At 35.6% G+C, this 26,659-nt stretch carries 33 protein-coding genes, 1 tRNA gene and 1 pseudogene; 21 read left to right on the top strand and 14 right to left on the bottom strand.

The window, feature by feature from the left end; translation table 11 throughout:
- Positions 1 to 714, top strand: a 714-nt coding sequence (locus tag FV185_RS09335; protein ID WP_067496927.1) for an IS3 family transposase, incomplete at its 5' end; no start/stop codon positions are given.
- A gap of 44 nt (positions 715 to 758) precedes the next feature.
- Here the strand turns inward: FV185_RS09335 and FV185_RS09330 are convergent.
- Positions 759 to 977 carry a hypothetical protein gene (locus FV185_RS09330; protein ID WP_067496924.1) on the bottom strand — a complete coding sequence of 73 codons (219 nt, stop codon included), beginning with the start codon at positions 975 to 977 and terminating at the stop codon, positions 759 to 761.
- A gap of 30 nt (positions 978 to 1,007) precedes the next feature.
- Positions 1,008 to 1,169, bottom strand: a complete 162-nt coding sequence (locus tag FV185_RS09610) for a hypothetical protein (protein ID WP_156474235.1) — start codon at positions 1,167 to 1,169, stop codon at positions 1,008 to 1,010.
- Positions 1,170 to 1,379: 210 nt separating this feature from the next.
- On the opposite strand from FV185_RS09610, the gene FV185_RS09325 reads away from it, so the two are divergent.
- The 3 genes and pseudogenes from FV185_RS09325 to FV185_RS09905 all read left to right on the top strand — a co-directional run bounded on the left by FV185_RS09325 (position 1,380) and on the right by FV185_RS09905 (position 3,165).
- Positions 1,380 to 1,455 (top strand) — tRNA-Phe (locus tag FV185_RS09325).
- 101 nt (positions 1,456 to 1,556) lie between these two features.
- Positions 1,557 to 1,895: a zinc ribbon domain-containing protein YjdM gene (locus tag FV185_RS09320; RefSeq protein ID WP_067496921.1), complete on the top strand. Its 339-nt coding sequence runs from the start codon at positions 1,557 to 1,559 to the stop codon at positions 1,893 to 1,895.
- A 316-nt stretch (positions 1,896 to 2,211) separates the two neighbouring features.
- Positions 2,212 to 3,165, top strand: a pseudogene (locus FV185_RS09905) (IS30 family transposase).
- A 32-nt stretch (positions 3,166 to 3,197) separates the two neighbouring features.
- On the opposite strand, the gene FV185_RS09305 reads toward FV185_RS09905, so the two are convergent.
- A complete protein-coding gene (locus FV185_RS09305) occupies positions 3,198 to 4,040 on the bottom strand; it encodes a DMT family transporter (protein WP_067496914.1) in 843 nt (280 codons plus the stop codon).
- 548 nt (positions 4,041 to 4,588) lie between these two features.
- Here FV185_RS09305 and FV185_RS09295 point away from each other — a divergent pair.
- From FV185_RS09295 to FV185_RS09285, 3 genes are read left to right on the top strand one after another with little or no spacing between them, the layout of a single operon-like run.
- Positions 4,589 to 5,536, top strand: coding sequence for a hypothetical protein (locus FV185_RS09295; RefSeq protein ID WP_197457862.1), 948 nt, complete (start codon positions 4,589 to 4,591; stop codon positions 5,534 to 5,536).
- A 22-nt stretch (positions 5,537 to 5,558) separates the two neighbouring features.
- Positions 5,559 to 6,047, top strand: coding sequence for a TlpA disulfide reductase family protein (locus tag FV185_RS09290; RefSeq protein ID WP_067496906.1), 489 nt, complete (start codon positions 5,559 to 5,561; stop codon positions 6,045 to 6,047).
- Positions 6,048 to 6,060: 13 nt separating this feature from the next.
- Positions 6,061 to 6,522 (top strand): copper chaperone PCu(A)C, encoded by a 462-nt coding sequence (locus FV185_RS09285; protein ID WP_082787113.1) that lies wholly within the window; start codon positions 6,061 to 6,063, stop codon positions 6,520 to 6,522.
- A gap of 3 nt (positions 6,523 to 6,525) precedes the next feature.
- Here FV185_RS09285 and FV185_RS09280 read toward each other — a convergent pair whose 3' ends face one another.
- Positions 6,526 to 7,152 (bottom strand): sterol desaturase family protein, encoded by a 627-nt coding sequence (locus tag FV185_RS09280; protein WP_197457861.1) that lies wholly within the window; start codon positions 7,150 to 7,152, stop codon positions 6,526 to 6,528.
- A gap of 311 nt (positions 7,153 to 7,463) precedes the next feature.
- Between FV185_RS09280 and FV185_RS09275 the strand changes: the two genes are divergently transcribed.
- The 3 genes from FV185_RS09275 (at position 7,464) to FV185_RS09265 (ending at position 10,487) form a co-directional block, all read left to right on the top strand.
- Positions 7,464 to 8,873, top strand: a complete 1,410-nt coding sequence (locus tag FV185_RS09275) for a bifunctional enoyl-CoA hydratase/phosphate acetyltransferase (RefSeq protein ID WP_067496898.1) — start codon at positions 7,464 to 7,466, stop codon at positions 8,871 to 8,873.
- Positions 8,874 to 8,875: 2 nt separating this feature from the next.
- Positions 8,876 to 10,078: an acetate/propionate family kinase gene (locus FV185_RS09270; protein WP_067496894.1), complete on the top strand. Its 1,203-nt coding sequence runs from the start codon at positions 8,876 to 8,878 to the stop codon at positions 10,076 to 10,078.
- Positions 10,079 to 10,151: 73 nt separating this feature from the next.
- Entirely contained in the window at positions 10,152 to 10,487 is a 336-nt protein-coding gene (locus FV185_RS09265) for a DUF4156 domain-containing protein (RefSeq protein WP_067496891.1), read from the top strand.
- Here FV185_RS09265 and FV185_RS09260 read toward each other — a convergent pair.
- Positions 10,481 to 11,224, bottom strand: a complete 744-nt coding sequence (locus tag FV185_RS09260; RefSeq protein ID WP_067496889.1) for a COG4705 family protein — start codon at positions 11,222 to 11,224, stop codon at positions 10,481 to 10,483. The two genes, FV185_RS09265 and FV185_RS09260, sit on opposite strands and share 7 nt — an antisense overlap.
- Positions 11,225 to 11,335: 111 nt before the next feature.
- Here FV185_RS09260 and FV185_RS09255 point away from each other — a divergent pair, with 111 nt between their 5' ends.
- Together FV185_RS09255 and FV185_RS09250 are read left to right on the top strand one after the other, a co-directional pair.
- Complete coding sequence (locus tag FV185_RS09255) at positions 11,336 to 13,204, top strand: potassium transporter Kup (protein ID WP_067496886.1); 1,869 nt, start codon at positions 11,336 to 11,338, stop codon at positions 13,202 to 13,204.
- 1 nt (position 13,205) lies between these two features.
- Positions 13,206 to 13,469 (top strand): SemiSWEET transporter, encoded by a 264-nt coding sequence (locus FV185_RS09250; RefSeq protein WP_067496883.1) that lies wholly within the window; start codon positions 13,206 to 13,208, stop codon positions 13,467 to 13,469.
- On the opposite strand, the gene FV185_RS09245 is transcribed toward FV185_RS09250, so the two are convergent.
- From FV185_RS09245 to FV185_RS09230, 4 genes are all read right to left on the bottom strand, one after another.
- Entirely contained in the window at positions 13,466 to 14,095 is a 630-nt protein-coding gene (locus FV185_RS09245) for a carboxymuconolactone decarboxylase family protein (RefSeq protein ID WP_067496880.1), read from the bottom strand. The two genes, FV185_RS09250 and FV185_RS09245, sit on opposite strands and share 4 nt — an antisense overlap.
- A gap of 9 nt (positions 14,096 to 14,104) precedes the next feature.
- Positions 14,105 to 14,806 carry a YoaK family protein gene (locus FV185_RS09240; protein ID WP_067496877.1) on the bottom strand — a complete coding sequence of 234 codons (702 nt, stop codon included), beginning with the start codon at positions 14,804 to 14,806 and terminating at the stop codon, positions 14,105 to 14,107.
- A gap of 115 nt (positions 14,807 to 14,921) precedes the next feature.
- Complete coding sequence (locus FV185_RS09235; RefSeq protein ID WP_067496875.1) at positions 14,922 to 15,434, bottom strand: MarR family winged helix-turn-helix transcriptional regulator; 513 nt, start codon at positions 15,432 to 15,434, stop codon at positions 14,922 to 14,924.
- A gap of 17 nt (positions 15,435 to 15,451) precedes the next feature.
- Positions 15,452 to 15,736 (bottom strand): hypothetical protein, encoded by a 285-nt coding sequence (locus FV185_RS09230; protein WP_067496872.1) that lies wholly within the window; start codon positions 15,734 to 15,736, stop codon positions 15,452 to 15,454.
- A 106-nt stretch (positions 15,737 to 15,842) separates the two neighbouring features.
- Here FV185_RS09230 and FV185_RS09225 point away from each other — a divergent pair, with 106 nt between their 5' ends.
- Entirely contained in the window at positions 15,843 to 16,205 is a 363-nt protein-coding gene (locus tag FV185_RS09225) for a DMT family protein (protein WP_067496869.1), read from the top strand.
- Here FV185_RS09225 and FV185_RS09220 read toward each other — a convergent pair.
- Positions 16,189 to 16,893 (bottom strand): HPP family protein, encoded by a 705-nt coding sequence (locus FV185_RS09220; RefSeq protein WP_067496865.1) that lies wholly within the window; start codon positions 16,891 to 16,893, stop codon positions 16,189 to 16,191. The genes FV185_RS09225 and FV185_RS09220 overlap by 17 nt on opposite strands.
- An 8-nt stretch (positions 16,894 to 16,901) precedes the next feature.
- Positions 16,902 to 17,354, bottom strand: coding sequence for an Rrf2 family transcriptional regulator (locus tag FV185_RS09215; RefSeq protein WP_067496862.1), 453 nt, complete (start codon positions 17,352 to 17,354; stop codon positions 16,902 to 16,904).
- A gap of 165 nt (positions 17,355 to 17,519) precedes the next feature.
- On the opposite strand from FV185_RS09215, the gene FV185_RS09210 reads away from it, so the two are divergent.
- On the top strand, positions 17,520 to 17,882 hold the full coding sequence (locus FV185_RS09210; protein WP_067496859.1) for a group I truncated hemoglobin: 363 nt from the start codon (positions 17,520 to 17,522) through the stop codon (positions 17,880 to 17,882).
- Positions 17,883 to 17,884: 2 nt separating this feature from the next.
- On the top strand, positions 17,885 to 18,847 hold the full coding sequence (locus tag FV185_RS09205; RefSeq protein ID WP_067496856.1) for a 2Fe-2S iron-sulfur cluster-binding protein: 963 nt from the start codon (positions 17,885 to 17,887) through the stop codon (positions 18,845 to 18,847).
- On the opposite strand, the gene FV185_RS09200 is transcribed toward FV185_RS09205, so the two are convergent.
- Positions 18,840 to 19,850, bottom strand: coding sequence for a YeiH family protein (locus FV185_RS09200; RefSeq protein ID WP_067496853.1), 1,011 nt, complete (start codon positions 19,848 to 19,850; stop codon positions 18,840 to 18,842). The two genes, FV185_RS09205 and FV185_RS09200, sit on opposite strands and share 8 nt — an antisense overlap.
- Positions 19,851 to 19,945: 95 nt before the next feature.
- On the opposite strand from FV185_RS09200, the gene FV185_RS09195 reads away from it, so the two are divergent.
- Positions 19,946 to 20,824, top strand: coding sequence for a LysR family transcriptional regulator (locus tag FV185_RS09195; protein WP_067496850.1), 879 nt, complete (start codon positions 19,946 to 19,948; stop codon positions 20,822 to 20,824).
- Here FV185_RS09195 and FV185_RS09190 read toward each other — a convergent pair whose 3' ends face one another.
- The gene (locus tag FV185_RS09190; RefSeq protein ID WP_197457859.1) at positions 20,825 to 22,102 is read right to left on the bottom strand and encodes an ATP-binding protein; all 1,278 of its coding nucleotides are present in this window, start codon (positions 22,100 to 22,102) and stop codon (positions 20,825 to 20,827) included.
- Positions 22,103 to 22,152: 50 nt separating this feature from the next.
- Complete coding sequence (locus tag FV185_RS09185) at positions 22,153 to 22,842, bottom strand: response regulator transcription factor (RefSeq protein WP_067496844.1); 690 nt, start codon at positions 22,840 to 22,842, stop codon at positions 22,153 to 22,155.
- Between the two features lie 177 nt (positions 22,843 to 23,019).
- Here FV185_RS09185 and FV185_RS09180 point away from each other — a divergent pair, with 177 nt between their 5' ends.
- The 5 genes from FV185_RS09180 to FV185_RS09160 all read left to right on the top strand — a co-directional run bounded on the left by FV185_RS09180 (position 23,020) and on the right by FV185_RS09160 (position 26,648).
- Positions 23,020 to 23,574: a Spy/CpxP family protein refolding chaperone gene (locus FV185_RS09180; RefSeq protein WP_067496839.1), complete on the top strand. Its 555-nt coding sequence runs from the start codon at positions 23,020 to 23,022 to the stop codon at positions 23,572 to 23,574.
- A gap of 10 nt (positions 23,575 to 23,584) precedes the next feature.
- On the top strand, positions 23,585 to 23,923 hold the full coding sequence (locus FV185_RS09175; RefSeq protein WP_067496836.1) for a hypothetical protein: 339 nt from the start codon (positions 23,585 to 23,587) through the stop codon (positions 23,921 to 23,923).
- Positions 23,920 to 24,453, top strand: coding sequence for a hypothetical protein (locus FV185_RS09170; RefSeq protein ID WP_067496833.1), 534 nt, complete (start codon positions 23,920 to 23,922; stop codon positions 24,451 to 24,453). Before FV185_RS09175 ends, FV185_RS09170 begins: the two co-directional genes overlap by 4 nt.
- Before the next feature lie 92 nt (positions 24,454 to 24,545).
- The gene (locus tag FV185_RS09165; protein ID WP_067496830.1) at positions 24,546 to 25,184 is read left to right on the top strand and encodes a peroxiredoxin; all 639 of its coding nucleotides are present in this window, start codon (positions 24,546 to 24,548) and stop codon (positions 25,182 to 25,184) included.
- Positions 25,185 to 25,556: 372 nt separating this feature from the next.
- Entirely contained in the window at positions 25,557 to 26,648 is a 1,092-nt protein-coding gene (locus tag FV185_RS09160) for an alkene reductase (RefSeq protein WP_067496826.1), read from the top strand.
- Positions 26,649 to 26,659: the final 11 nt, after the last annotated feature.

Here is a 26,659-nt window from a genome sequence, read left to right as displayed (position 1 = left end):
CGTATTGTTGATCTTGCCCATGAGAGACGTCGATTTGGTTATAGACGTATTCATGCTTTATTAAGACGAGAAGGAGTAGAAGCCAACCATAAAAAGGTATTCCGTCTTTATCAGGAAGCGGGGTTGGCTGTTAAACGTAGACGTAAGAGACATGGCGTGATGGTACAAAAGCAGAGCTTATCCTTACCCAGTAGCCCTAATGAGGTATGGTCCATGGATTTTGTATCAGATGCCCTAGCCAGCGGAAGAAGGGTTAAAGCATTGACCATTGTGGATGATTTTACTAAAGAGTCTATTGATATTGCTCTTGAACACGGTATATCGGGACAACAGGTGACCCGTATACTGGATCAAGCTATTTACTTTAGAGGTGCTCCTAAAGCCATTCGAACGGATCAAGGGCCGGAATTCACAGGTAAAGCACTAGATCAATGGGCTTATAGGCATGGGGTAGAGTTACGTTTAATACAACCTGGGAAACCTACCCAAAATGCCTATATAGAAAGTTTTAACGGTAAATTCAGGGATGAATGCTTGAATGAGCATTGGTTCATGAGTTTAAAAGAAGCGAGAGTACTTATTAATGCTTGGCGAAAAGATTACAACGAGCATAGACCACATAGTGCTCTGAACTATCAAACGCCAGCAGAGTTTGCGGCAGCATTTAGGTCAAAGCAAACAGGGTCAGTATTACAGGAAAAGAAGGATGTTTAACAGAATTTTACTAGATCGATACTGAGACTATAAATGGGGGCAGGTCAATAGTTACCAAAATAAGAAATGAGATACTTGTTAATGACTCTTATACAGTCATTATTAGTCTGTGGCTTTATTCCTGCTGCTATTTCGTCTGTTAAGTCCTTAACGCAGACTTTAGCGATAGCAGCGAACTTTTTAGTAGTAAACGGTAGTCCTAGTCGTTCTCTAAAGCGTGCCTCATCATAAATGTCTGTCGCTGCTTTTACGCCATATTCCACAACAGCATGTCTAGTAATGATTCTGCGCCACTATCTGTCATATAGTTTGTAGCGTGCTTGCCATTGCTGGCTATTTTCTCTTTTATATAAGACTAATTCACTATCCCGAAGAGAAATTGAGTTGCCGTTAAATTTTTTTAGTTTTTTGTTATTAAAACCATTTTCCACATAGTTAAATTGTACTTTACGCATTCATTAAGTTTATTTTCAAAAAAGGGTACGAACAACCAATTTTGGTGTGCTACAACTGTACAAGTAAAATAGTGGCTAGTTTGTGAGTAGGCCAGAATGCGTTTAATAGTAAAAATCTTGCTCAATTTTAATGAAACTAAAAAGTCTCATCTAAGTGAAGTTTAGGGCTACATAAAATATTTATACTGTTGTATAATTATAAATTAAGTTGGCCAAGTAGCTCAGTCGGTAGAGCAGAGGACTGAAAATCCTTGTGTCGGTGGTTCGATTCCGCCCTTGGCCACCAGTTTAAGATGAAATCCCAGTCAGTAATGGCTGGGTTTTTTCATATTACAATGCTGATAAGCAATTGTCCATCCAACATACCTTATCCATTCTGAGTAAATAATAATGTCCTTACCACCTTGTCCAATTTGTAATTCTAAATATATTTATCAGGATAAAGAAGTTTTCAATTGTCCTGAATGTGGTCATGAATGGATACTCGAAAATTTAGATACTTCTGAGTCAATTGTTACAGTACGTGATGCCGTTGGAAACATTTTAAAAGATGGTGATACCGTGGTTGTCATTAAAGATTTAAAAATCAAAGGATCATCACAAACAGTAAAAGTAGGAACAAAAGTAAAAAATATAAGATTAGTAGAAGGGGATCATGATATTGATTGTAAAATTGAGGGAATTGGCTCTATGGGACTTAAGTCTATTTTTGTAAAAAAAAGCTGAATATGATCATAGAAAATAAAGCAACTAGAGTTATTTGCAAATGATAGATTACAACTTTGAATTAATTTCTATTTTTCTCTTGCTATGAGTATAACTAGATAATATTAATAAATACTCTATTCTTCCGTTAAAAAAATATTGAAAAATTAACTATAAACAAGTCTTTGAGAGTTCATTTTTTTATAGCAAATTATTAGTCAATTAAAAATATAAAGTGATAGGTGAATTCAAGTACGAAGTGCAACGTTAATTAATCGTTGATAGGCCGAGAATGAGTTAGTATTCATAGCTTCTTGACCAGCGAAGTTAAGTTGCCATGACCTATACACATCTCAGCCAGATAGAACGATATCAGATTTTTAGTCTTTTGAAAGAAGGTTTTAGTTGTACACAAATAGCCAGGAACCTGGATAGGAGTAAATCTACCATTTCTAGGGAGATTAAAAGAAACACCGGGGGGCGCGGTTACCCCCTCAAACAGGCTAACAGGCTTGCCATAGAACGATCTTTTGGCAGCCGTAATGCCAGACGTGTTTATTCTGAGATATTGAAGATCGCCTTTTCCTACATTGAGAAACAGTTTAGCCCAGAACAGGTAGCCTCTCAATCGCCTGTTAGCCAAGAATGTCTTTGTCAGCATATCTATGCTCAAAAGGCTTCTGGAGGAATACTGTGAAAACCTCTTAGGTGCCAGAAGAAGAAAAAGAAGCGTTATGCTGGTGGCTCTGATAGACGAGGCCAGATTGTAGGTAGACGCTCGATTCATAATAGACCGGAAGAAGTAAACCAACGCTATGCCATTGGGCACTGGGAAGGAGATACGGTCATAGGAGCCAATCATAAACAAGCGATTGTCACCTTGGCAGAAAGAAAGAGTGGCTACGCCTGTTTGGCAAAAGTAAGCCATAAAACCTCTAATCTAGTAAGTAGTGCTGTTATCCAGAAGTTAAGTACCCTAGGATCACAGATAAAAACTATAACTTTTAATAATGGGAAAGAATTTTCGGACCATGCAAGAATTAACGAAGCCTTGGATAGTGCCACATACTTTACTAATCCTTTTAGTAGTTGGCAAAGAGGCAGTAACGAGAACTTGAACGGTTTACTTAGGCAATACATACCCAAAAAGAGACCCTTATCAACAGTCACGAACGAGGAATTAGAAATGATTGAATACCGCTTAAATCATCGACCGAGAAAAAGGCTTGGCTTTAAAACGCCACATCAGGTGCTTCAAGAGTTTTTAGACGGTGTTGCACTTCGTAATTGAATCCAAGAAATAACATATTATGAAAAATCAACCTAAGACTGTTTTTTGGTCATAATTACGATAGCAATACCTAGTAATATTGCGAGAGAAGAAAAGAATAACCTAATAGTTAAACTTTCATTTAATATGAAAATTGCAGCAAATGATGCAATAACTGGAACACTTAATTGTACGGTAGCAGCATAGGTAGATTTTAATTGCGGTAAAACACTGTACCATATTGAATAACCTAAACCTGAAGCAACTGCACCAGATAAACAGGCATAGACGATACCTAGCATATCAAAGCGTTGACCATGTAATGTAAAAATCGTAAACAATAACAATAAAGGTAAAGAGCGTAAGAAGTTTCCAAAGGTATCTTGTAAGGGGGATCTACTTTTTTTCCCATTAATAGAATACAAAGCCCAAGCAAAACCTGATACAACCATTAAAATACTTCCTTTTAGAGGTGGGGTTGTTAATCCAGGTAAGAATAATATACCTAATCCAACAACTGCCAATATAAACCCGGAAGTTTGAAGAAAGGTAAAACGCTCCCCTTTGAAGATGCCAAAACTTATCATCGATAACTGAACAGACCCAAATAACAAAATCGCTCCTATTCCAGCGGGTAATGAAACATATGCTAAAGAAAAAAATAAAGCATAAATAAATAAAGAAATAGCAGAGGTCCAGTTTCCAGATGCAATTGATAGTTGTTTTTTAGATAAATTGATTAGTCCTAACGTAACAACGCCAGATAGTAGACGCACATCCGTAAAAATTGTGGGGTCAATTTGCGTATTTTTTAATGCTAATCGGCACAGTAACGAGTTGGCAGCAAAGGCTACCATAGCAAAAGTTGTATACCAGATTACTGAATATTTTTTCATAACGGATATTATCTACTTATTTGATTTAAGTGAAAGTTTATGATAATTTAAATGAAAGTTGGTTAAAACTATGTCAATAAACTTAAAAAACATCATATTAAGATTAGTTCTTGTCACCTTTCTTTTCCAATCTTTCTTAGTGGTAGGATCGTTTCAGTTATTGACAATTAAAGTGGCAAAAGAAAGTCATTACACTTTTCAGATTTGTAGCGCCACAGGATTACAATGGATTAATTTAGATAAATCTAACACTGATAAAACAAGCCCTTCCTATCAGCATTGTCCCTTTTGCGCGTTGACTTCTGTTGTTAACTCAACGAATTTTTTAGTACCAATTAAACATGATTTATTAGTATCTCATCTTAAAATATATTCAAAACTACAATATACAAAACGAACTCCTTTCTCCACCCCTTATTCTCAAGCTCCGCCCCTATTAAGTTAAGTTATTAATTACTAATCGTTTAATAGTTTGACACGACTAGTTTTACAGGTAGATATAGCCTTTGTTATATCCCTGATTTATTGTTTACTGATAACTTAATAAGATGAAAAAACACCCATATTTACTTCAAATTATTGCATTAATATCTATAGTAGTATTATTAATACTAAAGTCAGAAAATAGCTACGCATGTGCGTGTGGATGCGGCATGTTTGACCAAGGGTTGCCAAGCGGTTTAGGTCTACCTAGCGTAGGCTCCGGTGGAGTAATTAATATTCAAGAAACTTTTCTGGATCAAAATAAACCTATGAGTGGAAGCGCAACACTTCCACAATCACAAAGTCCAGATAAAGAAATCAAAACGCAGTTTACTAATATAAATATGCAATATAACTTTAACCATAATTGGGGAATGATGGCAATGATTCCTTACTGGCATAGAACTTTTTCAACAGATAATAACTTTGGGCAAAATACGCAATCTATTGCAAACTACCAAACAAAAGGTTTAGGTGATATACGTGTAATGGGAATGTATACAGGTTTTTCAGACGATATGTCTGAAGGATTGATTTTTGGCGTAAAGTTACCAACTGGAAACTTTAATGCTTACGGTTTTGACAGGGACACACAAATCGGATCTGGGACAACAGATACTTTAGTGGGAGGGTATAAAGTCGGTCAATATCGTTATTGGGGATGGTATACGCAGGGTATGTATCGAAGAGCGATGGATGTAAGAAATGGTTATCGCCCAGGAGATAGTATTCAAATGTTAGCTGGGATTCATTATGATGACATTAGAAAAATTCCTGGGTTAACACCGCTATTACAGATTAATGGAACAATACGTTACGCAGATTCTGGAATAAATAGTAATCCCTATTACACCGGACTTAGAACGTTGTATTTGGCACCTGGTTTAATTTATAACATTAATCATAAATGGCAATTAAATGGACTTATTTACTTACCTTTATATCAACAAGTATCAGGAATACAGCTTGTTCCTAAACAAATAGTTAGTTTGGGAGTGAGTTATTTATTTTAAATTATATAAACTTAAAAAAGCCATGAGAAACCTAATATTAATATTAGTTTTATATTGTGTTATTACCAATATATATGCATCAGACGAAGGTGAGAAGGCGCCAACTTTTAATGCAAAACTATTTTCGGGGCAGGAGGTAGATAATAATACTTATCGTAATCAAGTATTACTAATTAATTTTTGGGCTTCATGGTGTGAGCCTTGTAGAAATGAATTGCCAGCTATTGCTGAATATGAGAAGAGACATTTCCAAGATGGATTTCGAGTATTATCGATTAGTATGGACGACAAGTCTGACTTATCAAAAGCACAAAATATCATAAAGCAATTTGGTTTTGACAATGCCTCAATACATAATTCAGACTTCCAGAGTTTTGGAAGAGTATGGCGTATTCCATTAAGTTATCTAATCGATAGGAATGGGATGATAGTAAAATCAGAATGGTACACTAACGATGGTTTTACTGTTAATTTACTAGAGAAAAATGTAACACCTCTATTAAAAAGATAAAGACTAAGGAGAAATGATGAAAAAAGTATTAATCACTTTTATATTACTGTTAATAACGTTGAATGGTTTTGCTAACACAATTAACAATATAGTTGTAGTCGATGCATATGCTAGAGAGACAGCTAAAGGACAAGATGTCGGCGCCGTATATATAAGTTTAAAAAATAAAGGAAATAAGACTGTTAAGTTTATAGGTGCAAGCACACCAATTGCTAATACAGCACAAATTCATTCTATGAAAATGAATAACAATATTTCATCTATGAAACACGAACAGTTTTTAGAAGTACCAGCAAATGGTGAGCTAAAATTGTTGCCTGGAGAAAGTCATATTATGTTAATGGGTTTGAAATCACCACTAATAAAAGGACAAACATTTCCACTTAATTTACATTTTGAAGGTCTGCAAGACTTAAAGATTGAAGTACCTATTAAGTCAATAAATGTTGATGAAATGAAAGATATGAAAATGTAATAATTAATTTTTATTCACATTATGGCAAGTAAGTAATTTAATTATTTGCCTTTCTTTGTTTATTTCAAAACCACATTCAACATTTCTACCTGAATTTTCATAGGTACCAAATAACATATCCCAAATAGGAATACTGTAATTGTTATTGTGAACTTCTTTTTCATGATGTATACGATGCATTTCTGGCCTTACGATGATATAACCAAGCCATTTTGGCGTTCTTATATTGGTATGTTCCCAGAAATCAAAGAAATTTGTGATGACAGAGACGAATACAGCAGATCGTGTATCTACACCTAGCACTATATATGAAATAAAGTTAACGATAACCGCTGTAGCAGCAAAATCAAATGGATGCGAATAGATTGCGGTTAGGGCTTGAATGCGATATGTACTGTGATGTACTTGATGGAATGTTGTCCATAAAAAATTTGAGTAGTGTCGAAATCTATACCACCAATAGACAATAAAGGTGATAATAAAATAGCCAGCTAGACCTTGAAGAATTGGAGGTAAGTGATAGAGAAAATTAATATTTAAATATTTAAATAAAGAAAATTTATTTTGATTAAAGAGATGATCACCAATTATTGTCGTTATCGCAATACCAGTGGATGCATATATGAACAATCTTATAGTCCATTTGTGGTCTATTTCATACTTAATTAAAGGAAATAGTCGCTCTAGAAGCAATAATATAATTGCACCAAAAGCAGTAAGCCATATTGGGGAATTAATCAATTGGTTGAACATAACAAGCAAATTAAAGATTATTTTGCAAATTATAGCAAGGAATGTATTGCAAATTTAACTATAGTAATAATTGCTAATTTGGATTTTTTAGTTTCTTTCTCATACTTTTCTATATAAATTACCGTTACAATAAATTATTGAAATATATTATTAAAATCATTAGATAAGGCTTTAGTCAGGGAGTTATTGTGAATATAGATCTTGATGACGAGTATATAGAGAATATAATATTTGATGAAATTACTATTGGTCAAACGGGAAGGTTAGTTCGTACTTTAACTCTGCAAGATATTCAAGCATTCGCAGCAGTATCCGGCGATACAAATCCAGCTCATTTAGATCCAAAGTTCGCAGATTCCTACATGTATCATCAGTTAATTGGTCACGGTATGTGGAGTGGGTCTCTTATATCTACTCTACTAGGTACCATTTTACCTGGTCCTGGGACAATATATCACGATCAATCTCTACATTTTAAAAAACCAGTTAAATTAGGCGACACACTAACTGTAATAGTTACAGTAAAAGCCAAGGATGAATTAAAAAAGTTAGTGACATTTGATTGTCATATAAGAAATCAACAAGATGAGTTAGTTATTTCTGGTGAAGCCAAAGTCATAGCTCCAGTTAATAAAATCAGACAGCCTAAAATACAATTACCGCAAATACACCTTTTCGATCCTGGTCAACGTATTAAAGAATTTATAGATATGGCAAAGGGATTAGAGCCCGTTAGATGTGGAGTTGTACATCCTTGTGATAAAGAGTCGTTAACGGGACTATTTATTGCCGCAGAAAAAAATTTAATTTATCCAGTTCTTATTGGTTCATTAAACAAAATAAAACAAATTGCAGAAGAAACACAAATTGATATATCTCAATTTGAAATAGTTGATACACCACATAGTCATGCTGCAGCAGATATTGCAGCAAAAATGGCAGAGGAAGGCAAACTTGAGGCCTTAATGAAAGGAAGTTTACATACAGATGAACTTATGCATGCTGTTTTACAAAGTAAGAATTTGAGAACAAAGAGGAGAGTCTCGCATATATTTCGTTTTGAAGTACCTTTGTATGATAAGCCTATTCTAATATCTGATGCGGCGCTAAATATAAAACCTACCTTATTAGAAAAAAGAGATATTGTCCAAAATGCGATAGAGCTATCTCACATTTTAAGATGTGAGAATCCGAAGGTTGCGATACTTTCAGCGGTCGAGACAGTAAATCCTGACATACCATCAACAGTCGAAGCTGCTGCATTATGTAAAATGGCTGATCGAGGTCAAATAACGGGTGGAGTACTTGATGGTCCGTTAGCATTTGATAATGCTGTATCGCTAGAAGCCAAGAGAATAAAGCACATCACTTCTCAAGTTGCTGGACAAGCAGATGTTCTTATTGTCCCCGATCTAGAGTCTGGCAATATGTTAAGTAAACAATTAGAGTATCTTGCCGGAGCAATTTCATCAGGAGTTGTTCTTGGATGTAAAATTCCAATTGCATTAACAAGTCGCGCTGATGGTCCTGCTACAAGAATGGCTTCAGCAGTGTTGGCTAAATTAGTGGCACATCATTATCGAGTTAATAAGCCATAATTATGGGAACACAAAAACAATCTGTTTTATCGGTTAACGTCGGCTCTTCATCAATTAAATTTGCTATATATAGAGTAGAAAATAACAAAATAGATTTAAGATTAGTGAAAGGTAAATTTGACAATCTAATAGCGAATCAACATACACAATTAAGCTGGCAATGTAATAGGACAACTGATGTAGATGAGTTGTTTATTCCTGAAAATACAGATAAATTTGATTATGCCCTTGAAATATTAACAAAAAGGATACAAAGAGAATTTCCTGATCTACTTATTACTATAATAAGCCATAGAATAGTGCATGGTGGAAACAAATACAGTCAGTCCGTTATCCTTAATGAGACTGTATTCAAAGATATTAAAAGTTATGTGCCACTTGCACCATTACATCAACCTCATAATATTGACGGAATTAGTATTTTTAAAAAATACTTTCCTAGTGCTATACACGTAGTATGTTTTGATACGGCATTTCATCATACTATGTCAGAAATAGAAAAAACCTACGCAATTCCACTCTCATTAAAACAAACAGGGATTATTCGGTATGGCTTTCATGGTTTATCATACCAGTACCTCTGTCAGACACTAAGTGATTTGACTACTGCTATATTAGGTAAAAGTATTCTAATGCATTTAGGAAATGGGGCGAGTATTTGTGCGTGTATCAACAAAACCAGTATTGCCACTTCAATGGGATTTAGTACGTTAGACGGTCTGATAATGGGTACTCGTTGTGGTTCAATTGACCCAGGAGTATTAACATATTTACTTCATAATGGGTGGTCTTTGGAGCAACTGGAGGATATGCTATATAACAACTCTGGTTTAAAGGGAGTCTCTGGTATTTCCTCCAATATGAAAGAGTTACGTGAATCCCCCACTAAAGAAGCTTCTTTCGCAATAGAATTATTTTCTCATGAAATTATCAAGCATTTTGGTTCTCTGTACGCCTTATTAAATGGTTTAGATGTGATTGTATTTAGCGGAGGAATTGGAGAGCATGATGCACAACTTCGAAATACTATCTTAGAGAGGTTGTCCTTTTTAAATGTAGTAATTGATATCGAAAAAAATAATTATTATCGAGGTGAACAACCAGAAAAAATTAGTTCTGAAATGAGTAAAGTTGAAGTTTGGGTAGTCCCTACCGATGAAGAGTATGTGGCTGCTACAGAAGCATTAAATACTATTTTTTATTAAAAATAGAAGCTTTGATTTATTTCTTTTTTGCCTTTAGTATACTAATATCAATATCACGTTTAGATAATTTATTATGAAAAATTTAACCAGCAAAATATTCACACCTTTACTCTTGGTTTCTATTTTAACTGCCTGTTCCAATAGTTTTATTTCTGAAAAATATGGTGCGGATGAGGTTCGTATGCTCTATCCTAATCAAGTTACAAATTGTGAATTTAAAGGGAAAACTCGAGTTACGGTGATGTATAAAATAGGATTTATCGACCGCGACCAAACTGCTATTCAACAAAATTTAATTAAATTAGCTCGAAACAACGCAGTTGATATGCATGGGAACGTCATCACAACGACAGAAGTTCCTGTAGACGGCCAACAATCTTTTAATGTTTATTTTTGTAAAGATCAATGAGCCTTTCTTAAATTTGAGACGTAAACTAATAGTATAACTATAATGAATAAGCCGCTAGATAGATACATTCTATCTAGCGAGAGCCCACCGCTAATGATTGGTTTGTCTAGATAATCCCCTAATACAGCGCCAAAAGGTCTTGTTAGTATAAATGTTCCCCAAAATAAAACTGTTTTAGAGAGAAAAGAGTAGTTATTTAAAGTGGCTAAGACAATTATTAGAGAACCAAATAAAAGAATTCCATTAGAAAAACCAAGTCCTATTGTGTCAGCACTCCAGTCGCCTAATGCGGTTCCAAGAGTTTGTGAAAAAACTATCGTTATCCAATAAAACCATTCAGAACGTTGATTATGAAATATATTAATTGAAATTTCTTTTTCTTTGTAATACCAAATAATAAGACTCAGAGATAATAAAGTTGCGATGATACTTGTACCGCCAAGATAGCCAATATTTAAAGCTCTATCCACAAAATCAGCTAATGTTGTTCCAACCGTTGTCGTTGCAATAATAACAGACCAATAAAGATAAGAATTAAACTTCTTATACATTACCTGAACATTTACTAGTAGTAGGAATAGGCAAGCAAAAATAATAGTACTTGTTAAATAACCTAATCCCAATGACATAGATAAGGTATCGCCTGCAGTTTCTCCCAACGTAGTGATACAAACTTTGATAATCCAAAACAATAAAGTAACTTCAGGAGCTTTTAACGAATTTGTATTGTTTAACATATTTTTTGAATAATTGATAATCGATGAAAGAAATATAAAAATAATGTGAGGTAATTAATCAGTATAATAAGTGACAATTATTAACTATTTACTACAGTTAAATTTTTAGCTATGTCAAATATTAAACATAATTTATATGCACTGTCTTTAGGCGCATTAGGCGTAGTCTATGGCGATATAGGTACGAGTCCTTTATATACATTAAACACAATTTTCACAGGTGGTAAACATCCTGTTGCCCTCAGTGCTGATAATATATTTGGTATTTTATCGCTTATATTTTGGTCTTTGATGATCATCGTATCTTTCAAGTATGTGGCATTTATCATGCGTGCTGATAACAGGGGTGAGGGCGGAATAATGGCGCTACTTGCACTGGTATTGGGAAAGCTATCTGATTCAGGTGGCTCAAGAAGAACTATCTTAATATTAGGACTCTTTGGTGCCTCGTTGTTTTATGGAGACGGTGTAATTACTCCAGCAATTTCAGTTTTATCTGCGGTAGAAGGGTTGGAAGTAGCCAGTACTTCGTTAAAAAATTATGTTGTACCTATCACATTAGTGATTTTAATAGGTTTGTTTTTTATACAAAGAAAAGGTACTGCAAAAGTTGGCGCTTTATTCGGACCGATTATGGTGGTTTGGTTTTTATTACTTGGTTTACTTGGTTTACTAAGTATTATTCATCAGCCGCAAGTGTTAAACGCACTTAATCCTATTTATGCATTTAATTACTTAAAAAGTGATATTACTATAGGCTTTCTGTCATTAGGTGGAGTGGTTTTAGCATTAACAGGCGCAGAGGCGTTGTATGCGGATATGGGGCATTTTGGAAAAAAACCAATTCAAACTGCATGGTTTTACCTTGTACTTCCCGCATTAGTTCTGAACTACTTTGGACAGGGTGCACTACTCATTACTAATCCAAAAGCAATTGAAAATCCATTTTATTTACTGGCTCCTCATTGGGCACTATACCCTATGGTATTGATTTCTACTGTGGCGACAATTATTGCTTCTCAAGCAGTCATTTCTGGTGCTTTCTCAATGACAGACCAAGCGATTAAATTGGGTTACGCGCCACGTATGGAAACACAACATACGTCAGAGGCTGAAATTGGACAGATTTATGTACCTGGAATTAACTGGACATTAATGCTTGCCGTTATTACTTTGGTGTTGGTCTTCAAATCCTCGGCATCATTAGCTTCAGCTTATGGTATCGCTGTTACAGGGACTATGTTTATTACTTCAATACTAGCATTTATTGTTGTTCACAAATTATGGGGATGGGGAATTATTAAGGGTATCGCACTAATTTCTATCTTGCTATTTATTGATGGTGTATTTTTTAGTGCGAATTTAATAAAAGTAGAAGAAGGGGGATGGTTACCTTTATCCTTTGGCTTGATTATTTTTACATTAATGACTACTTGGAAAAAAGGAAGAGTTATACTTGCACAGCGTCTTAAACGGGAAGCCATTGATTTGATTCCGTTTGTAAATAGTGTGACGGGAGATTCCGTAACATATGTGCCAGGAACTGCTGTTTTCTTAACTAGTAACCCAGATGGTGTTCCCAGTGCATTAATGCACAATATGAAACACAATAAAGTAATACATGAAAAGGTTATTATTCTTGCCGTAAGAGTCCTTGATATTCCTCATGTGTCTTTAGAGGAACGTATTGCATATAACAAGATTAATGATGTGTTTCATCAAATCACATTACGCTTTGGGTTTATCGATGAGCCGAATGTACCTGACGCATTATTCTCACAGCAGCATGTGATTTTAGAACCATTTGAAACGTCGTTCTTTTTATCAAGAGAAACCCTTATTCCTAAAACTGGCTCGGACATGTCCTTCTGGCGGGAAAAATTATTTATTGCCATGTTCCGAAATGCGGGGAGTGCTATTCCCTTTTTCAAGATTCCACCTAATCGTGTAGTCGAGATTGGCGCTCAGGTAGTGTTATAAAATGATGGTGAATACAGAATTAGTTGGTTATATAGCTGCTATTCTTACTACGACTTCTTTTATTCCGCAATGTCTGAAAACCCTCAAAACGAAAGATGTTTCTGGAATATCTACTGGTATGTACGTGGTATTTACGGTGGGGGTATTGATGTGGCTATGGTATGGTTTAATGAGAGAAAGTTGGCCAATTACAATAGCCAACGCCATAACGGCAACATTGGCTATTCTTATATTATGGCTTAAAATTAAATATACGTATTTTTAAGGGTTTTCAGGAAAGCGTGGCAAAGAAACCCCATCTTTAGGGAGGGGGTACTGAGCCATATTCATTTCTAACGCTAAGAAACTGTAATACCCAACAATTCCAGCTAAATCAACGGCACCTTTTTTGCCAAAGTGCTTTTCTATCGCAGAATAAGTTGTATTCGAAACTTGTTTATTGTTCAATAATTCAACAGTAAATTGATAAACAAGCTGTTCTTCTGTATTCATATTTGTTGGAATTTGTCCTTGACGGATGGCCTCGATGGTTGAGGCAGAAATTCCTTTTTTCAGGGCAATAGGAGCATGGACGTACCATTCATAGTCTTGAGTCCAAAAACGAGAGGTTACTAGAATAGTGAGTTCACTTAATGTATTACCTATCGCTGAGTGATAACGTAAATAGTCCCCCATTGACCGAGCTTCATTCATTAGCTGGGGACTATATAGAAGTGGTTCAAAAGGACCAAAGATTTTTGTTTTCCTGGCATTTTCAAATATTTTTTGAGCTTCTTGCTGTTCTTGTGAGTAATGATCTGGATTTATTGTAGGTAGTCTATTTTCAGCAAAGGAAAAATTAATATTTAAGCTTATAAAAAGAAATAAAATTAGTCTTTGATATGCTTTCATATGATGATCCTATGTGGTTTTCTTTTGATGAAAAACAATATAAACAACACTGAATAAAATAGCTAAAAATGGAATGGTACTGTAAAAGCTAACATTGAGTTGAATTAGCATACCAGTAATTAGAGCACCTAATGCATACACTGAAAATATAATTATTTGTCTTTTAGCAGAAAAAAGAGACTCTTGTCTGTGTGCTCTATGCCTACTTTGCATAAGAGCAACCATAATACTGGTTAATGTACTGGTGAATACTACAGTTGATATACCTTCAATACTAACTTTTCTTGCTGAAATGCTTTGAATGCCCATTGCAATGGCAGAGAAAATGATCATACTATAAAGAACTAATCCACTACTGGGATAGCCTTTGAAATAAACAATGATAAGATTGATGAGTAGAAAAACGGCTTCTAAAACTAAAGTGAAAATGAGTTCATGGGTTTTTTTTTCAAGTTTAATAACACTCGCAAAAGCTACTCCCGCCAAATAGCCAATCACAGCAATTAAAGAATTAAATGCGGCGAATAAGTCACCCGATCCAAGTGCAATTCCTAACAGTGCCGTATTACCAGTCATTGCAGATGTAAATACTTTTTGTAATTTTAAAAAAGCGATGACATCTGTGGCACTTGATGCAATGGCCATAAACGATAAAAGAAGATCACGTTTATCCAGTGACTGAGTATTGATAGCGGTAGATTTTGTAAACATAGTTAATGGGGTTTTTTATAGATAAATAATATTAAACTCATTCTAAATCATTTGCGTAAAAAAAGCTTTTGAAAAGCTTTTTTACATACAAAAGTTATTTATTAACTAGATATGGTTATTTATCAGATTTTAGTAGATGCTGATTGTTTGCTAGTAGTCGAATACCTTCAACCACTTCATCTCGTTGGAGTTTGTTGATTGAGCTCATTAGTTTACCAACCCTTTTATAAAAGATAGGCATGACTTCATTGACTTTTTTTATTCCTGCCTCGGTAAGTTGTATACAGTATTTTCTTCTATCTAGAGGATCAATTATGCGAGTGATGTAGCCATCTTTTTCTAGTCCACTGATAAAACCGGTCATTGTCGCTTTAGTAACTCCAGCATCCTCAGCAAGACTACTAGGACAAGATATTAAATCATCTTGACGTGTAAGTAGTACCAAAACCCACCATCTACCCTGAAGTAGATGATGTTCATCTAATAGTTTGTTTAGTGATTCTGATAAATCAGAGACTGATCTCATAATTTGCATGAAATCGGATAATGCAGGGATATCAGCATCAGGATATTTTTCTTGGAATTTTGTAATGACTTCTGGACTGGCTAACTTCTTCAATAAGAGCATATTGTTTTCCTGATATTTTATTTTTTATGAAATGTATATCCCTTAGATTTCATGCATGCTGCATATAAATCATCATTGGTAGTGGTAGTTATAACATTATTTCCAACCATTGGGTAAGAATAAGGGTAAACCCCTTGATAGTTAGGGTTCGACCATCCTTGAACTTGTTGTGACTCTTTCAAACACTGGTAGTGGTCAATTTCTGCTTGCGTAGGGACTTGGTCTTTAACCCATGTACCCTGAGGCATACAACCAGATAAAAGGAATAAAGCACAAGTTGTTATCAAAACACTCTTTCTCATTTTATACTCCAATGTATTTACTCTTCTTTTATAATCTTTTTAATCATAAAAGTTCTTTATAAATCAATGTGTAAAAGTTTGCAACTGCGGTTAATAAGGGGTACAAATGCTAAATATTAAAGATATCTTGTTTCATCCAATAATATTTGTAATATGTTTAACTTTATCTAATATATTTATGACCTTTGCTTGGTATGGGCATTTAAAAAACTTTGCTGATAGGCCATGGTGGATAGCTGTATTAGTTAGCTGGGCCATAGCTTTTTTTGAATACTTGTTACAAGTACCAGGTAACCGTATTGGGCACATGTTTTTTAACTTAGGCCAATTAAAAATTATTCAAGAAGTAATTACCTTGAGCGTATTTATTCCATTTTCAATCTTATATATGAATGAACCCTTTAAGTGGAATTACTTATGGGCTGGGATATGTTTATTAGGCGCAGTATTTTTTATGTTCCGCTCTTAGGTCTGTCTCTATCTTGTGCATGACGCTCTGCTATATTGAGAAGTAGTTCAAGATCCTCTTCATTAATATCAAGTAATTCTTTATTGTTTTCAAGAGCAAATTCAATATCTGCTCTTTCAATAGCAGACCACTGAGTGACCAGTGGTTGGGTTGGGGTGGGTTGTGCGTGATGGGGATATGAGCGTTTAACTAAATTATTATAAAAAAGTGCCATTGCAGCTAATAGCATTGAATTGATCAATGTGGGATATATAACGAATAAATACCCTAAATGATGGATTGTTTCTCCACCAAAAACAGCAGTTAACGCTACTGCACCACTAGGGGGGTGAAGGCAACGCGCTTTCATTGCTAATAGTATAGTCAATCCAACGGCTATTGCGCCTGCCAGTCCCAGGGATGGAATGAGTTGACTACAGGTAACACCGATTAATGAGGCGATTAAGTTACCTCCAATAATAGACCAAGGTTGAGCTAAAGGACTCGCAGGAACTGCAAACAATAGAACAGCAGAGGCTCCCATTGGTGCAATAAACCATGGGTTGGTTTCTCCTAAAAAATATTTTGATAGTCCCTCTGTAATAGCTAGACCAACTAATGCACCAATTGGTGAGATTAGATAATCTTTTCTTGGAAAATACATCTTTTGTGGAATAAATCCCTTCATCCAGCTTAACAAATACAACATGTAATACCTTATAAATTATTTATAAAATGGATGGGAATATCCGGATTGAAAAACTTTTTTTCAGGAATAAGTAAATCAGAAAGTAGACAGTCATCTAATTCTTTTAAGAAATTATTCTGGGCTTTTTTAAGAATCCCTTTTAGTTTGCATGCTCTACTTATTTTGCAATGGTCCTTTTCTTGGTTAAAACAATCAAGTAAATCAATATCAGGTTCGCTAAGTCTAACTACATTTCCAACGCTGATTTCATTTGGCTTTTTCCCGAGAATAATTCCTCCTGCTCTCCCACGAGTGGTTTTAATAAAACCATTAAGCCCTAATTGATGTACTACTTTTACTAAATGATTACGTGATATATCGTAAAATTCTGCTAATTCAGTAATTGTCACTGAGCGATTATTCTCATGTGCCAGGTATAGCAATACTCTTAGTGAATAGTCTGTATAAAAGGTAAGTTTCATTTAGTTTAAATAATTCGCTTCAGCTTGATATCTATTAAATTCCCATTTTAGCTAATTCTTAACGATTTTCCTGAATTTATTTGACAACATAGTTTTTTGAAAATAAGATGTATTAATAATACATCTTTTAGGTGTATTCAGAAAATTTAATTTTGGAGAAAAAGAATGAGCTTATATTCAGAAATTGGGGGCGATGCAGCAGTATCCGTTGCAGTAGACATTTTTTACAGAAAGGTATTATTAGATGACCGTATCAATAGGTTTTTTGAGGGCGTTGATATGGAAAAACAAGCTGCTAAACAAAAGGCCTTTTTGACAATGGCTTTTGGCGGGCCACATAATTACACCGGTGAAGATATGCGTCGTGGTCACGCACACTTGGTTAAAATGGGGCTAAACGACAGCCATTTTGATGCAGTTATGGAGCATATAGGCGCCACCTTAAAAGAATTAAATGTACCTGACCATTTAATCGCACAGGCCGCGGCGATTGCAGAAAGTACGAGAAATGACGTGCTAGGAAAGTAGTTGTGGTAACTGTAACTTATCAAAGTAAGCAGTATCAATGCGGGAATGGGTCTCTTTTGGATAATTTATTAGAGCAGGGGGCATCCATTCCCTTTTCATGTAAAAGTGGTTTATGTCAAGCATGTGAAATGAAGGTACTGGAAGGAGTGGTTCCAGCAAAAGCTCAAGTGGGTTTATCAGAAAACAAAATTCATGCAAAACATTTTTTAGCATGCCAATGTTTTCCTGAAGAGAGTTTAGTGATTGCTTCACTTGATGGAGAGGTCCGTAATACAAGAGTAACGCTAATTGATAGAGTGCAAGTAAATCGTTCTATTGTTAAGCTTGTACTAAGACCAGAGGAAGAATTTGACTATCAAGCAGGGCAGTATATTAGGCTATATCAGTTAAAAAATGAGTTTCGCTGTTACTCTATAGCGTCAAACCCTGATTCAGAGAAGGATATAGAGTTACATATTCAAATTATTAATAACGGTAAACTTTCACCTTGGTTGGCGAACCATGTAGCAATGGGGGAGCAGATTGAAATATCAGAAGCCATGGGGACATGTATTTATCCAGATAAAAATACACATCCTACTCTATTTATTGCCAGTAACTCAGGCTTGGCTCCCATTTATGGGATGATAAAAAAAGCCCTATTTCAGGGAGATAAGCAAGAATTTAAGCTCTATCACGGTGTAACTCAGGAGAGTGATAAATATCTGGTTAATGAATTAACCCTTTTAAGTCATCAATTTAATAATTTGAATGTAAATTGGTTTGATTATAGTTTGGTAAATGACAATAAACACCAATCATTTATTCACTACGCCTTATCAGAGTTAGTCTCTCCACAAGACTGGAAAGTCTATTTTTGTGGTAACCCTGATATGGTTACCTACGGTAAGAAACAAAGCTTTTTAAAAGGTGTTTCGATGAAAAATCTTTTTTCAGACTCCTTTGTCCCCAGTAAAACTAATTAATTATTTTGCTTATTAGTGAATTTATTAATAAACCACCACTAGTTAGAAAAATAAATAAGACGCTAGCTAAAATAATTGGTTTTATCCCAGCAGTTTTTAGCGCAGACTTATGTGTCCTCACCCCAAGAGCAAACATTGCCATAGCGAGTATGACGTTATCCATGTCTATACCAAATTGAATGATTGGTTTGGGTAGTGCTACAAAACTATGGATGACGGTAAGCAATATAAATGCTATTGCAAACCATGGGATTGTTATTTTTCTATTTTGTTGATGTGTAGATTGATTCTTTAAGGTAAATGACAAGGCAATCAGGAAAAAAGGTAGCATCATTACTCTTAGCATTTTTTCAGTCACAGCAATATGACTAACATGTTCGTTAACAGAACGACCAGCTACGACTACTTGCGCCACTTCATGAATTGTAGATCCCAGATAGGTTCCTACCGTAGAGAGAGGTAAGCCGCTATATTGAAAAACAATCGGTTCAAGGAACATAGAAAGAGTACCAAAAATCACTACAGTAGCAACCGCGATAGATACTTTATGTGCTTGAGCTTTAATAACTGGTTCGGTTGCAAGAATAGCAGCAGCACCGCATATGGAGCTTCCTGCGCCAATTAATATCACTGTTTGTAAGTCTTCCTTAAGCCATTTTCTGCCCACCAAGTATGCCAATGAGAAGGTGGATATAACCATGGTTAAGTCAATAAGTATTCCAGACAGTCCTACTTGCATAATTTCGCTAAAAGTGACTTTTAGGCCGTAGAGAATGACACCTAACTTTAATAACTGACTTTTAGAAAAATCCACTCCCCAATGTATTTTCTCTAGCTGGTTAACAACGCTTATATTGCCTAATACAATGCCCAATAATATGGCAAGGGTGAGTGAGGTGATGTGATGTTGTGAAAAAAACGGAAGATTTCCAGCTGCAATGGAAATCAGCGCGCCCATAAATGTAAAAAACAAGCCTGAAAGCCGAAAAGATAAATTTTGCACAATATTGTTACCTTGTTTAAATTTGTTTTCATATTGTGCTTCGCGGCATATAATTACTCAAATTCATTAATTTCATTAAAAGATAACTTTAAGTTATGAGAATCCCTTTTCAAGCATTAAGAGCATTTATCGAGGTTGTTGAAACAGGTAGCTTTACCAAAGCTGCCGAAAATCTGTTTATTACACAGCCTGCCATATCCAAGTCGATTAAAGAACTTGAGAGCTTATTTGATGTGAAACTCATTGATAGAGCTTATCTGCCTGTTTTACTTACAGACAGTGGCGTTTCTTTATATAATTTAGGTAAAAATATTTTTACAATCGAACACGCTATTATTCAAGACTTGACTCTAAGGTCTCAAGCCAAAGTGGGTAATTTGACCATTGGAGCTAGTACCACTGTTGCGTCACATTGGCTATCTCCTTATTTAGTTAATTACTCAATAAAATTTCCTGATATCAATATTTCTGTTGTAAGTGGCAATTCACAACACATAATAGATAATCTTAAAAAGTGTGAAATTGACATCGGTTTAATAGAAGGTCCGGTCATTAATGAGCCTGATATAGAGGTTCGAGAATGGCAAAAAGAACGTCTGTTATTAGTGACTTCTACAACATTTATGTCAAATACACTAATTAATGATTTATCGCAGGTTAAATGGATTATGAGAGAAGATGGGTCGGGTACTGCTAGAGTTACTGATGAATATTTAAATCGTTATCATATTAAACCTCGATCTATAGTACGGGTAGGGAATAACCTGGCTGTCTTGAATTTAGTCTATGCTGGGTTAGGTGTTGCATTGTTACCTGAAATTATGGTGAAGGATGGGATAAAAGAAAACAAGTTACAAAATTTACATGTATCCGAACATGATAATTTTATAGAAAGAGAGTTGAATTGGATAACATTAAAGTGGCGCAATGAAAGTCCAATTCGTAAGGCATTTAAAGAGTTAATTTTTAATTAATTAGCTTAAAATGGGGAGATAAAAATCAACTTTAAATCCTTTTTTATCAGATAAATTAGTAAATTGAATTTCTCCATGATGTGCTTTAAGTGTTTTATAAGTAATAGCTAAGCCTAAGCCAAAACCCTTATTATTCAAAACTCTTTGCGAATTGCTGGCTCGGAAAAAGGGCTGTGTAATTTGCGTAATCTCAGAATCATCTACGCCTTCTCCATCATCCACCACTGAGATATGTGCTTTATCATTGAGCGTTTTGATGACTGTAATGACAATATTTGTTTTGGCATGTCTTAATGCATTTCTAACAACATTTTCAACAGCATAGTACAGTAAAGACGCATCACCTTTAACTTGAATGAGCTCATTTATTACATTAAGTGAAACCGATTTATTTAGCGATTTAGCCTCAAATAACGCGTTATCAGTAATTTCTTGAATAAGCGAATTAAGATCAATGATCTCTTCATTAAGATGATTTATACCATCATCTAATTTTGACAGTGTTAGTAATTCACCAATCAGCAGGTCAATACGTTTACACTCTCTTTCAATTCGTGACATTTCATCATCGTTGGTAGGATGTTTTTGTCTCAATAAACCTGTTGCCATTTGTAAGCGTGTTAATGGCGATCTTAACTCATGCGAAATGGTGTGTAGTAATTTTGTTTGGCTATCAATAAGTTTTCCTAATCGCAAACTCATATTTTTTATGTCACAGGCTAACTCACCAAGACTATCATTACGATCAACCAGTTGAGGATGTAAGGTAATATTAAAGTGTCCTGCGCCAACTTGAGAGATGGTTTGTTTTAATATTTCTATTGGTCGAGAAAGATGACGTGCCAAAATAAAAGCAAAAAGAAGACTTGCTAGAGTTGCTCCTACCAATGGAACCACTGGAATAAGTGGTCGATTACGCCACGGCGAAGGAATGTCAGCGACAAAAAGTAAATAGTGATGCCCATCAACGGATAGTGTTTGAATTGCATTATTTTGTAGAGTAGTTTGGCTTTTTTGATTAACAAATTCAAGAAAATCCTTGGGAATTTTTCGCCCTAAAAGTTCTTTACTATTATTCACATCAACAACATATACAATGCGTCTAAATCTTTTCTTTAAATAATCTTCGGTAGCAACTAAACCTTGATTTTTTAGAGTGTCTGCAACAGGATCAAGATAAAAAGCGGCACCATTAGATAAATCTAAATTTACCTCTGTGAGTGGCTCGTGATGACGAATATACCAAATAGCTGTCCCGATTCCCCAAATGGTCGTCAATTGGGCAATCCATATCGTAAAAAAAAATTTCCAGAATAATTTATACATTATTACTCAATAATAAATAGGTACCCTTGGCCATGTACGGTTTTAATTGGGGCTGATGTAGGGTTGATGGCTTCTAGTTTGTTTCTTATTCTGCTGATGTGTACATCAATACTTCTCTCGAATCGTGCAAGGGGGTGGCCTAGGCCTTCTTCAGAGAGTTGAGTTTTAGTAACTAACTTTCCTGCGTTTTTAACTAATACTTCAAGCAAATTAAACTCACTACTGGTTAATGGAAGTTCTTTATCAAACCAGAAAGCTTGTCTTTTTCCTGGCCATAATTTAAGTTGATTAATCTCAATAACGCGATTGTTATCTTGAAAGCTCTGGCTATTTTGCGAACGTCTAAGAATGGCTTTAATTCGTGCGGTTAACTCTCTTGGCGTACAGGGTTTAGGTACATAATCATCGGCTCCAAGCTCTAATCCAATGATACGATCGCTATCATCTCCTCTTGCGGTTAACATTAATACAGGTATCAGTGACTCCTCTCGAATTTTTTCGAGTGTCTCTAATCCATTTATATTAGGCATCATAATATCTAGCACAACAATAGAAAAGTTATCTTTTTTTAGAAGAGAGAGGCCTTCATATCCAGTATGAGCTACGTTAACGTCAAATCCCTCTCGCTTAAGATATTCAGCTATCATTTCAAGAAGCTCTACATCGTCATCAATGAGTAATACCTTTTGCATAGCTACAACTACCTATTTTGATTTAATTAGCATTAATGATAAATAAGTTATATCGAATAGTCATAGAATAAAGTGAATTGATGGGATGATTTACAATATTTTGCAAACTTTATTGACAAATTTGTATTCAAATATATCACTATTATCTTTCTATATAATTAACCAAGGAGTATTGGTATGAAGACATTAAAATTTCTAATGCTAGCTAGTATGATTTTTTTGTTGAATCAACTCAATGCGTTCGCAGATACCAACGCCGTTAAAGATACGCCACCTAACTATGAAGAACAGTTCATTGTCTCTAGATTAAGCGATTTGCATGAAAAAATTCAATTAAATGCAAGTCAGGAAAAGGCATGGAGTACTTGGTCCAGTGGTGTTAAAAAAGACTTTTCCGAAATGCATGAGATGATGGAAGAGAGAAGATTAGGTAATCCCAAAAAACATGACTTGATGTTATCAACGCCTGAAAGATTAGATGCTTATCAACAATTTTTAGATCACCGTTTAGAATTACTAAAAGAACATATTTCAAAAGTAAAACAGGCTGCGAAAAGAACGCTTGCTTTTTATGACGTACTAGATAGTAAGCAAAAAGTTATCTTTGATTTGTATTGGTCAAATTGGCAAGCTAATTATTTTTCACATCACCCAATGATGGGACCTGGATATGGGCAAGATTATGGTTATAGACACATGATGCCACCTAAATCCGCACCAGGAAATAACTAGAGAGATACTCATGAAAAAAACACTGATATTGCTATTGATATTAGGCTCTTTATCTTATACTTCAATGAGTTACGCGGATCGAGGGGGTGCGATTGGATTAGGTTTTATTGCTGGTGCCTTAGTGGGCTCGCAACTGGCCTATCCCTATTACGCAAGACCCTATGTATACGCTCCACCAACGGTGATTTATTCACAACCGGTTTATGTTCAACCTGCACCACCGCAAGCGTTTCAATATCAACCAACCAGCCAAGGTAGTTGGTATTATTGTCCGTCATCAGGGGCTTATTATCCCTATGTTGCTCAATGTTCAGTCCCTTGGCAAATGGTTCCGAGTACACCGCAATGAAAAAAATAATTTTTTTAACTCTTAGTTTGTTGACTCTTTTTTCTAATTCTTACGCAGATGAAGAAAGACATTTTCGTGAGCGTCATTTTGTTGAGTTTCATGATAGAGATGTACATTGTTTTCATCCACGTGAACTAAGAGTGTGGGAGAGAGGTAGATGGATTCAAGCAACTCGGGGGGGATTATATGGTTGGTGGTGGGTCATCGGGCCCAGATGGTTTTATTATACAGCCCCTATTTATCCATACCCTATGATGGTTTCTGAGAGAGTGGTGTTTGTTAATGCCACACCACCAGTCTCGCCAGTTCCTCCTACGTACGTTTCGCCGCAAGCGACTACAATTGTACCGCCATCTCCCCCTATGTACGTTTCACCGCAAGCGACTACAGTTGTACCGTCATCTCCCCCACCAGCTATTCAAATGCGTTATTTTTGTCCTTCACTAAATGGATATTATCCCGAGATAGCCCAATGTCCAGAGCCATGGAGGAGAGTGAATGCAATACCTCCTGGACCTATTGCCAGATAAATAGATTATTTAGCCTTTATCTTTACACAATAGCAATGAAACGATTTAGAATAATTCTTAATTTAGCTGTTTTTAATAAATAGGAGAACAAAATGACATTAAGACTTGGTGATACCGCACCTAATTTTTCTCAAGAATCATCTATTGGTAAGATTAACTTCTATGACTGGGCAGGAGATTCTTGGGTAGTGTTATTTTCACATCCAGCTGACTTTACTCCTGTTTGTACTACCGAGTTAGGGCTCACAGCAAAGCTTAAGCCTGAGTTTGACCGCCGAAATGTGAAAGCCATTGCTTTATCTGTGGATTCTCCTAAGGAGCACGTGGAGTGGATTAAAGATATTGAACAAACACAACAAACTGTTGTAGGGTTCCCAATTATCGCTGATCAAGACAAAACAGTTTCTGGTTTGTATGACATGATTCACCCTAATCAATCACAAACTGCGACTGTTCGCTCTCTCTTCATTATTGATCCTAAGAAAGTAGTACGTTTGATCATTACTTACCCAATGAGTACGGGTCGTAATTTTGATGAAGTGTTACGTGTTATAGATGCCCTTCAATTAACCGATGGTTATACGGTAGCGACTCCAGGTAATTGGACAGACGGAGATGATGTAATTATTCCTCTATCAATTAAAGATCCTGAAGAACTTAAAAAGAAATTTCCTAAAGGGTTTAAAGAAGTCAAACCCTATCTCAGAGTGACACCTCAACCAAATAAATAAATAAAAAAGCCCTGACTAACTATCAGGGCTTTTTAAATAAAATCAATAAACTACTATTATTTTTTGGTCCATTTGGCAGTATCAAAAATGATGATAAGAAATGCTAAACCAGCAATACTTAAAATCTCATAAATTGCCATAGTATCTGTATCAGGAATCATCTGCGTTCTCTCCAAATATTATCATTGTCACTACAGTTAAATAAAAGCGCGTTAAAATCGCTTTTTTATTCAGTACTTAATCTATCACATTTCAAAGAGTTAGTGGAAATTTCATATTTTTTTACAACTTCCCCTTGAATTAGTTCGGATCGGTACTATCTAATGAGCTCAGTTGTAAAAGATATTTTATTATTAATAGGGAATCGAGACTATGAAATTATTAACACCTGTTAAATTAGGTTCGCTCGAACTTAATAATCGCGTGGTGATGGCACCTTTAACCAGAATGCGTTCAGCTGCAGGTGATGTTCCTGGCCCTCTAGCAGCGGAATACTATGCGCAACGCGCTAGCGCCGGCCTTATCATTACTGAAGCCACACAGATTTCTCCCTTGGGTAAAGGATATCCCGGTACCCCAGGTATTTATAGTGAAGAGCAGATTCAAGGATGGCAGAAGGTAACTTCTGCTATTCACGCAAAAGGTGGTAAAGTAGTGATGCAACTCTGGCATGTTGGTCGTATTTCTCACACATCCCACCACCCTGACGAGGGTTTACCTGTTGCCCCATCAGCGATCGCTCCCTCAGGTCAAGTATTTACTGCGCAGTGGGGTCAAGAGCCTTATGAAACCCCAAGGGCATTAACAGCAGAAGATATTAAAACGTTAATTGGTCAATATCGACAAGCAGCAGAGAATGCTAAGCGTGCAGGGTTTGATGGCGTTGAAGTCCATGCAGCAAATGGCTATTTGCTAGATCAGTTTTTACAAAATGGCACTAACAAAAGAGAAGATCAATATGGTGGTTCAATAGAAAATCGCTGCCGCTTATTAATGGAAGTGTTACATGAAGTGATTGCAGTGTGGGGTAGTGACAAAGTGGGCGTCAGATTGTCACCTTATGGTGAGTTTAATGATATGTCTGATAGTGATCCTATCGCATTGTTTAATGGTGTCATTGACCGAATAAACCCGTTACATCTTGCTTACTTGCATTTAATCGAACCACGTTCAACCATGGCTGGAGGAAGTGATCAAGTGGCTGAGAATGCGCCGAGTACTGCAACACTGTTTAGTGAGCGTTTTGATGGACAGGTCATCATGGCTGGAGGGTATAATAAAGACAATGCCGAGCAAGCTGTTAATGTAGGGCATGCAGATGCAGTAGCCTTCGGACGTATATATATTTCTAATCCTGATTTGGTTGAGCGTTTTGCTGCCAATGCACCTTTAACACCTTATGATCGCTCCACTTTTTACGGTGGCACAGAAAAGGGGTATACAGACTATCCAACTCTAGCATAATGTTTTACTAA

The sequence above is a fragment of the Ferrovum sp. PN-J185 genome (genome assembly GCF_001581925.1).
Lineage (GTDB): Bacteria > Pseudomonadota > Gammaproteobacteria > Burkholderiales > Ferrovaceae > PN-J185.
The sequence above is the reverse complement of the archived record's forward strand: the minus strand, read 5'-3'. Positions and strand labels throughout refer to the sequence as shown.

Bases quoted from the DNA above. Each gene is read 5' to 3' on its own strand.
- FV185_RS09235 (WP_067496875.1), bottom strand. From the start codon at position 15,434: ATGCTCTTATTGAAGAAGTTAGCCAGTCCAGAAGTCATTACAAAATTC.
- FV185_RS09285 (WP_082787113.1), top strand. From the start codon at position 6,061: ATGATGAAAAAAGTATTAATCACTTTTATATTACTGTTAATAACGTTG.
- FV185_RS09230 (WP_067496872.1), bottom strand. From the start codon at position 15,736: ATGAGAAAGAGTGTTTTGATAACAACTTGTGCTTTATTCCTTTTATCT.
- FV185_RS09260 (WP_067496889.1), bottom strand. From the start codon at position 11,224: ATGTTAAACAATACAAATTCGTTAAAAGCTCCTGAAGTTACTTTATTG.
- FV185_RS09240 (WP_067496877.1), bottom strand. From the start codon at position 14,806: ATGTTTACAAAATCTACCGCTATCAATACTCAGTCACTGGATAAACGT.
- FV185_RS09170 (WP_067496833.1), top strand. From the start codon at position 23,920: ATGAAAAAAATAATTTTTTTAACTCTTAGTTTGTTGACTCTTTTTTCT.
- FV185_RS09295 (WP_197457862.1), top strand. From the start codon at position 4,589: ATGAAAAAACACCCATATTTACTTCAAATTATTGCATTAATATCTATA.
- FV185_RS09180 (WP_067496839.1), top strand. From the start codon at position 23,020: ATGAAGACATTAAAATTTCTAATGCTAGCTAGTATGATTTTTTTGTTG.
- FV185_RS09165 (WP_067496830.1), top strand. From the start codon at position 24,546: ATGACATTAAGACTTGGTGATACCGCACCTAATTTTTCTCAAGAATCA.
- FV185_RS09265 (WP_067496891.1), top strand. From the start codon at position 10,152: ATGAAAAATTTAACCAGCAAAATATTCACACCTTTACTCTTGGTTTCT.
- FV185_RS09215 (WP_067496862.1), bottom strand. From the start codon at position 17,354: ATGAAACTTACCTTTTATACAGACTATTCACTAAGAGTATTGCTATAC.
- FV185_RS09175 (WP_067496836.1), top strand. From the start codon at position 23,585: ATGAAAAAAACACTGATATTGCTATTGATATTAGGCTCTTTATCTTAT.
- FV185_RS09250 (WP_067496883.1), top strand. From the start codon at position 13,206: ATGATGGTGAATACAGAATTAGTTGGTTATATAGCTGCTATTCTTACT.
- FV185_RS09210 (WP_067496859.1), top strand. From the start codon at position 17,520: ATGAGCTTATATTCAGAAATTGGGGGCGATGCAGCAGTATCCGTTGCA.
- FV185_RS09160 (WP_067496826.1), top strand. From the start codon at position 25,557: ATGAAATTATTAACACCTGTTAAATTAGGTTCGCTCGAACTTAATAAT.
- FV185_RS09185 (WP_067496844.1), bottom strand. From the start codon at position 22,842: ATGCAAAAGGTATTACTCATTGATGACGATGTAGAGCTTCTTGAAATG.
- FV185_RS09245 (WP_067496880.1), bottom strand. From the start codon at position 14,095: ATGAAAGCATATCAAAGACTAATTTTATTTCTTTTTATAAGCTTAAAT.
- FV185_RS09305 (WP_067496914.1), bottom strand. From the start codon at position 4,040: ATGAAAAAATATTCAGTAATCTGGTATACAACTTTTGCTATGGTAGCC.
- FV185_RS09225 (WP_067496869.1), top strand. From the start codon at position 15,843: ATGCTAAATATTAAAGATATCTTGTTTCATCCAATAATATTTGTAATA.
- FV185_RS09255 (WP_067496886.1), top strand. From the start codon at position 11,336: ATGTCAAATATTAAACATAATTTATATGCACTGTCTTTAGGCGCATTA.
- FV185_RS09290 (WP_067496906.1), top strand. From the start codon at position 5,559: ATGAGAAACCTAATATTAATATTAGTTTTATATTGTGTTATTACCAAT.
- FV185_RS09195 (WP_067496850.1), top strand. From the start codon at position 19,946: ATGAGAATCCCTTTTCAAGCATTAAGAGCATTTATCGAGGTTGTTGAA.
- FV185_RS09610 (WP_156474235.1), bottom strand. From the start codon at position 1,169: ATGCGTAAAGTACAATTTAACTATGTGGAAAATGGTTTTAATAACAAA.
- FV185_RS09270 (WP_067496894.1), top strand. From the start codon at position 8,876: ATGGGAACACAAAAACAATCTGTTTTATCGGTTAACGTCGGCTCTTCA.
- FV185_RS09220 (WP_067496865.1), bottom strand. From the start codon at position 16,893: ATGTTGTATTTGTTAAGCTGGATGAAGGGATTTATTCCACAAAAGATG.